This window comes from Cellulosilyticum ruminicola JCM 14822 (genome assembly GCF_001311925.1).
Lineage (GTDB): Bacteria > Bacillota > Clostridia > Lachnospirales > Cellulosilyticaceae > Cellulosilyticum > Cellulosilyticum ruminicola.
In genome coordinates this window covers 1-4,013 of the sequence record NZ_BBCG01000120.1, presented here as the reverse complement: position 1 = coordinate 4,013, position 4,013 = coordinate 1, and the positions used below count along the sequence as shown (strand labels likewise).

Annotated in this window: 5 protein-coding genes; 1 reads left to right on the top strand and 4 read right to left on the bottom strand. The window is 31.9% G+C overall.

What is annotated here, in order from left to right; translation table 11 throughout:
- Window positions 1-257 precede the first annotated feature (257 nt).
- From JCM14822_RS18030 to JCM14822_RS18015, 4 genes are all read right to left on the bottom strand, one after another.
- A complete protein-coding gene (locus JCM14822_RS18030) occupies window positions 258-479 on the bottom strand; it encodes a hypothetical protein (protein WP_054743991.1) in 222 nt (73 codons plus the stop codon).
- A gap of 56 nt (window positions 480-535) precedes the next feature.
- Complete coding sequence (locus tag JCM14822_RS18025) at window positions 536-1,480, bottom strand: tyrosine-type recombinase/integrase (RefSeq protein WP_054743988.1); 945 nt, start codon at window positions 1,478-1,480, stop codon at window positions 536-538.
- A gap of 76 nt (window positions 1,481-1,556) precedes the next feature.
- Window positions 1,557-2,390: a formate/nitrite transporter family protein gene (locus tag JCM14822_RS18020; protein ID WP_054743986.1), complete on the bottom strand. Its 834-nt coding sequence runs from the start codon at window positions 2,388-2,390 to the stop codon at window positions 1,557-1,559.
- A gap of 65 nt (window positions 2,391-2,455) precedes the next feature.
- Window positions 2,456-3,307: a coiled-coil domain-containing protein gene (locus tag JCM14822_RS18015; protein ID WP_054743984.1), complete on the bottom strand. Its 852-nt coding sequence runs from the start codon at window positions 3,305-3,307 to the stop codon at window positions 2,456-2,458.
- 507 nt (window positions 3,308-3,814) lie between these two features.
- Between JCM14822_RS18015 and JCM14822_RS25300 the strand changes: the two genes are divergently transcribed.
- The coding region (locus tag JCM14822_RS25300; protein WP_157047893.1) for an IS66 family transposase at window positions 3,815-4,013 on the top strand (199 nt) is incomplete at its 3' end.

The window sequence follows — 4,013 nt, the reverse complement described above, 5'->3', positions numbered from 1 at the left end:
AAGGCTTGTTAATAGTAGCAGTTTGTTTCGAAATAATATACTTAAAGTATAACGTTTTAGGAAGGCAAAAAGCTAGTTGATAACTAAATTTAAATGTGGAAATCTAACATAAAAATCATGCTAAAAAACTCGTTTATCCACAGCAAAAAAATATATTTATTCAGCCAACGGCTGAACAGTTACATAATCTTTATTTATAAAAGGCACCTAAAGTTTATAATATGCTTCAGGTGCCTTCTATAAATGATTAGTTTATACTAACAGTCATAACCATTTTTCTTTTCAACTTGTTTAAGTTTATCTAAAAAGTCTTCAATTTGACTAATTTCCATATCTCCTTTAGCTTGGATAGTATGGATTTTCTCTTCTCTAAAGTTTTTAAGGTGCATTGTCATTGTATCATTATCACCTTTTTCGGTATAAATACAACGATACCCTTCTTTGTACTTGTCTTTTAAATCATCATATGATCCACTCAAATTTCTCACTCCTTTTTAGGTAGTATAAGTTGATAAGTGGATTTTAATACCTATTTTTATTGAAAACTTAATTTTTTAATTTGCTCTTGTTTGTTATGTGCATCAATCTCATGGGTGTAAATGGACAATGTAATCGATGGATTACTATGGGAAATCAAAGATGAAATTGTAGAAATGTCCATATTAGCAGCAATACAATAAGATGCAAAAGTATGTCTAAATAAATGGGCATGAATATGTCTGCCCATCACTTCTGATAATTTATTCATTAAATCATGTAAAGTACGTGTAGATAAATATGCCGCATTATTATTTTTACTTGGAAAGAGATATATACTCTCATCTAACTGTTTATAAAAATCTTTCTCTAATGTTTCCAGTGCTTGTTCATATTCTTCAAAGGCTGCCATTAAATCTTCATGTATTGGAATTTGATTATATTTACCGCCTTTAGTAAAAAGTAATATGGTCTGCCCTATAAGATTAATATCTTGTTTTTTCAGTGCTACTGCTTCATGGGCACGACAGCCTGTATAGAGTAAGATACTGACTAATAAACGATTACGAATAGCACAATAGTACAGATAGTGATAATAAGACTGCTCTTTCTTTAATGCCAAGCGTGCTATTTCGCTATTTAAATAGTTAAATAACTTAACGATTTCTTCTTTAGTAAGCACCTCTTTAGGCACGACTGTCTTTTTATTTTTAATAGGATCAATATATTCATATAGCTTTTCTAGACAAAGCTGTTTACGGTAACAGTATTTCATAAAACGATGTAACACAACGCGTTTACGTTTAATACTTGTGAGTTTTAACCCTTTAATACTAATGAAATAATCCTGAAAATCCTCGAACCCGAGCATATCCAGTTCTTCTTTATTCGTCCATTTCATAAATTGATTCAAATCTTGGCTATACGCTCTAATAGAATGGTTTGAAAGTTGTTCACTTTCTAGAGATTCTAGGAAATAAAAAATGGCTTTTTCAATCTGCATATACAGCCTCCTTCGTTTAATGAAATAAAAAAGACGCCTAGTAGCCTATGCTAATATAGCGTCTTTTTGTTTAAAACTATTTATCAGATGGTTTTGTAAGTTTCTTATAAATTAAGAAGTACATTCCGCCAAGGAATATACCACCGATAATATTTCCGATTGTTACTGGAATAACATTTTTCACAAAGAAGCTCCCCCATGTTAGACTAGTAAGCTTATCTGATGATAAGTGTGATGCTTCAACAAAAACTGGATTTGATTTTGCGAAAAGTGCTGTTGGAATATAGAACATATTTGCAACAACGTGTTCTGCGCCACTGATAGCGAAAGCAAAGATTGAAAAGAACCCTGCCCAAACTTTACCAGAAATATCTTTTGCACCATACATCATCCAAACACCTGCACATACAAAGATATTACAAAGTATTGCTAAGCATAAAGCTTCTGTAAATGAGAAGTTAACTTTGCTAACTCCTGTTTTAATCATGTAAGCACCATAACGGTTTTCACTCATCGTTAAAATACTACTGTTTGCTACTAAAAATGCAATAGTTACTGCACCAACAAAGTTCCCTACAAAAACAATTACAAGGTTTTTAACAAATTGTCTAAGTGTTACACGTTTTTCAAATGCAGAAACAGCGATTAAACAGTTACCTGTAAAAAGGTCTGCACCATTAATGATTACGAACATTAACCCAACTGGGAAAACTGCACCTGTTACAAGTTTGTTAAGCCCTTTGTTTGTAAGATCATGAGCCGCTACTGAAGATGCAAATCCACCAAGTGCAATGTACGCCCCTGCCATGATTGCCATTAAAAATACAAGTAGCACACTACGATTTACTTTGTTTACGCCACCGTCACTTGTGTAGTTTGTGATTTCTTGTGGTGATAAATAATTTGCCATTTGTATACAACTCCTTTTTTCAGTTAAAAAGTATATCATTATATTCATGGAAATTCAAGATTATATTAGCTTTTTTTGTCCCTTTCCCCTAGTTTAGTATAAAACGCCTCAATCTTTTCATTATAAGTACGTTCTAACTGGCGATTTTCTTCCTTTAAATTGTTAATTTCTTCTGTTAATTGCAGTTTTTGTTCAAGTAACTTATTTTTAAGCTCTAATTCATAAGTAGATTGATTTTTGATTTTCTCTTCTTCATGTTTAATAAGTAATTGATTCTTCTCTTCTGTAAGCTTCTCTACCTCTCTTTGAAGGAACCATACTTCAGACGCTAACTCATCATTTCTATTCTTGAGTTTATTATTTTCTTCATTATGCTCACTGATTTCCACTTCTAAACGCTTAGTAGCCTCTAATTTTTCTTTTAAGTCAGCTACTTCTTCTTCAAACTTCTCATGTAAAAGTAAATTGTTCTTAAGTTGTGTTTTATTTGTTTGTAATTCAATATTAACACTTTTAAGCGTTTCATTTAAACTCTTAACTTTATCAGCTTCTACTGCTATCTCCTTTTGACTAGCCGCTAATTGTGCTTTAAAGTTTTTGCAAGTTTCTCTTAAAACCTTTTCTTCTTCTTCCTTCTGGCTAATTACTTCTTCTATCTCTTTTAAACGCTCTTCATACGTTATCTCACTCTTCTCCGTCATATGTAAATACAGTTTTTGCACACGATTTAATAAAACTTGTAGTTCTTTCATATCACTTTCAAATAAATGACTCTCAGAACGTGATTTCTCTAATTTATAGCTTGTGAGCAGCATACTCATAAACTCTTTACCACTTAATGCGTTATTTTTCATTAAATCAGCTAGTTCATTCTTCATTTCCTCGGTTACTTTGACACCAAATGTTACATCACTCATTATTCCACTCCTTTTAGTTAACTTTTTATATGGATTAACTTATTAATTTTATTGAGGTTAACTAAAGTTAACCTATAAATATATGTTAACATATATGTGCTATAAAAATCAACAAGCCACAGATAATTCTATATTATCTGTGGTGTATATGAGACAGCGTAAGGAAGATAGAGAGAGGAATTCGAATGAATTTTCAGTCACATTAGTCAAAATAAAGATAGCGTATAAAATAGAGGTAAGTGGTAAATAGTTTGTACCTCGAAAACTAGTAGTTTTTTTGAGACAATGATAGTAAATGTTATTCCTCATAAATTAACAGATGAACAGCTTACACAGATCTTTGGTAAAAATAACTAGAAAGAACTTCCTGAAGAAGTATACAAACGCCTTACCTTCCATCCAGCTGTTTTTGAAGTTGAAGAACATCATGTATCTGTTTATGCTGGAAAAGATAATGAAACGATTGTACGTACTGATCGTCCTGCAGATCTTTTACGTAATAGTATTGTGACACCATCATTAGCAGCTGCAATCATGAATGCAAAGTATGTAAACGCCATTCCACTTTATCGTTTAGATCAAGAGTTTAAACGTGCAGAAGTCAATATCTCTAGGCAGGTAATGGCTAACCGGGTGATACGTTGTGCTGAAATATACTTATCATTAGTATGGGATCGATTGCATCAAGAATTGTATAGGTCACCTA

What these genes read in the sequence shown, in the direction of transcription:
- JCM14822_RS18025 (WP_054743988.1), bottom strand. Translation starts at nt 1,480, where the DNA reads ATGCAGATTGAAAAAGCCATTTTTTATTTCCTAGAATCTCTAGAAAGT.
- JCM14822_RS18020 (WP_054743986.1), bottom strand. Translation starts at nt 2,390, where the DNA reads ATGGCAAATTATTTATCACCACAAGAAATCACAAACTACACAAGTGAC.
- JCM14822_RS18015 (WP_054743984.1), bottom strand. Translation starts at nt 3,307, where the DNA reads ATGAGTGATGTAACATTTGGTGTCAAAGTAACCGAGGAAATGAAGAAT.